Source organism: Pseudomonas sp. 2VD (genome assembly GCF_005503585.1).
GTDB classification, from domain to species: Bacteria; Pseudomonadota; Gammaproteobacteria; order Pseudomonadales; family Pseudomonadaceae; genus Pseudomonas; species Pseudomonas aeruginosa.
Genome location: NZ_SCND01000571.1, coordinates 1 through 2338, shown reverse-complemented (window position 1 = coordinate 2338; position 2338 = coordinate 1). Strand labels below are relative to the sequence as shown.

The 2338-nt window shown below is 70.7% G+C and carries 2 protein-coding genes and 1 pseudogene; 1 reads left to right on the top strand and 2 read right to left on the bottom strand.

Going from position 1 to position 2338, the window contains the following annotated elements; all coding sequences use genetic code 11:
- Positions 1-704, top strand: a 704-nt coding sequence (locus tag FFS27_RS31820; protein WP_137952506.1) for an MBL fold metallo-hydrolase, incomplete at its 5' end; no start/stop codon positions are given.
- A 39-nt stretch (positions 705-743) separates the two neighbouring features.
- On the opposite strand, the gene FFS27_RS31815 is transcribed toward FFS27_RS31820, so the two are convergent.
- Together FFS27_RS31815 and nmoA are read right to left on the bottom strand one after the other, a co-directional pair.
- Complete coding sequence (locus FFS27_RS31815; RefSeq protein WP_003093601.1) at positions 744-1784, bottom strand: D-alanine--D-alanine ligase; 1041 nt, start codon at positions 1782-1784, stop codon at positions 744-746.
- A gap of 95 nt (positions 1785-1879) precedes the next feature.
- Positions 1880-2338: pseudogene (gene nmoA, locus FFS27_RS31810) on the bottom strand (nitronate monooxygenase); the annotation flags it as partial.

Sequence of the window (2338 nt, the reverse complement as noted above, 5' to 3'; positions counted from 1 at the left end):
ACGTACTGGTGGAGACCGGCATCGGCGCGTTCTTCCCGCCCGCCCTGCGCCAGCGCTACGGCGTCCAGGAAGAGCGCCACGTACTGCTCGACAGCCTCGCCGCGGTCGGCCTGGACGACGCCGACATCGACGTGGTGCTGCTCACCCACCTGCACTTCGACCACGCCGGCGGCCTGCTCGCCGCCTGGGAAGAAGGCCAGCCGGCGCGCCTGCTGTTCCCCAACGCGCATTTCGTCAGCGGCCGCCGCCACTGGCAGCGCGCGCGCCAGCCGCACCCGCGCGACCGCGCCTCGTTCGTGCCGGAACTGCTCGACCTGCTGCAGGCCAGCGGACGCCTGGAACTGCTCGACGACGGCGAGCGCTCGGCGCACCTGGGCGAAGGCTGGCGTTTCCATTTCAGTGAAGGCCATACCCCGGGCCAGATGCTCCCGGAGATCGCCATGCCCGACGGCCCGGTGGTATTCAGCGGCGACCTGATCCCCGGCGCACCCTGGGTACACCTGCCGCTGACCATGGGCTACGACCGCTTCCCGGAAGGCCTGATCGAGGAAAAGGAACGCCTGCTGGACAGCCTCATCGCCCGCAACGGCCGGCTGGTCTTCACCCATGATCCGTGCGTCGCCATGGGCCGGGTGCGACGCGACGAACAGGAGCGCTACAGCCTCTACGACACCCTCGAGCGGGTCGAGAACCTCGAGGCCTGAGCGAAAGGCGCGGCCCGCCCCGGCGGCGGGCCGCGGGAATCAGGAACGCGCCTTGCGCGCGCCCTTGCAGCGCTCGATACCGAGCCGGCAGATCCGCTCGCAGAGTTCGGCGAACCCGATCCCGGCCGCCGCCGCGGCCTGCGGCAGCAGGCTGGTGGCGGTCATGCCCGGCAGGGTATTGACCTCCAGGCACCAGAGCCGGCCCTGTTCGTCGAGGCGGAAGTCGGTGCGGCTGTAGCCGCTCAGCTTCAGCGCCCGGTGTACCTTCAGCGCCAGACGCTGGGCCTCGGCGGCGATCGCCGGCGGCAGGTCGGCGGGAAACACCTCGCGCACCGCGCCGGCCTGGTACTTGTGCTCGTAGTCGAAGACCTCCTGGCCGCCGAGGAGAATCTCGCCCACCGGCAGCGCCTGGTCGTCGAGCACCCCGACGGTGACCTCGCGGCCGGCGACGAAGCGCTCCAGCATCACCTCGTCGCCATAGCGCCCGGCCAGCTCGATAGCCGGCTGCAATTCGGCCTGGGAATGCACGATGGACAGCCCCACGGTGGAGCCCTGGCTGTTCGGCTTGACCACCAGGGGGAAGCCCAGTTGCTCGCGCACCGCCTCTTCCGAGGCCGGCGCCATCAGCCAACTGGCGGTCTCCACCCCGGCGGCGAGGAACAGGCGCTTGGCCACGTCCTTGTCCATCGCCATGGCGCTGGCCAGGTGGCCGCTGCCGGTATAGGCGAAACCACCGGCATCCAGCAGCGCCTGCAGGGTGCCGTCCTCGCCGGTGCCGCCGTGCAGGGCGAGGAAGAACACGTCGACCCCAGCCAGTTCGCCGGCGCTCAGCAGGCTCTGCTTGCCGCTGCGGATGATCGCCAGCGAGTCGGAGTCCGGCGGGACCTCCTTGACCTTGCTCGCCAGCAGGCGGCGCTCTTCCTCCGCGCCGAGCAGGCCGCTGGCGGTATCCACCGCCAGCACCTGGTGGCCGGCGCTGCGCAACGCCTGGATCACCTGCGCGCCGCTGGCGATGGAGACGTCCCGTTCCTCACTGCTGCCGCCGAAGAGAACGGCGACCTTCAACTTGTCCTGTCCCATGTTCCACCTGTCGTTCCAGTGCTGGAGGCAGAAAAGCACAACACAGGGGTAACTGAACAGAGACAGTCATCGTCGCGCGCAGCGAACGGCCTCCCTCAGCCGCGCAGTTCCTCGACCAGCGTGCGCAGCAGTTCGGCGGCCGGCAGCTCCCGCGCCAGCGCCGCGCCCTGGCCGGCCCACTGGGCGGCGAAATCATGGTTGCCACGAGCCAGAGCGGCGGTCTGCAACGCTTTGGTCGCGTCGTAGACGAACGGATAGTCCGGCAAGGGCGGCACTCCAGGCGCGGCGGCATCGAAGAACATCCGGTTGGGCAGGCCGCGGGCGCTGCGCCCGGACATGGTCACGGTCAGCGCGGTGCGCGCCGCGCGCGGCCCCTTCAGCGCCTCGCGGTAGGCGGCGTTGGCCGAAGACTCCGGACAGAGGACGAAGGCGGTGCCCATCTGCACGGCGCTCGCGCCCAGCTCCAGGGCGGCGCGGATGCCCCGTCCGTCCATGATCCCGCCGGCAGCCACCACCGGTAGCGAACCGCGCGCCGCCAGCAGGCGGACCAGCGC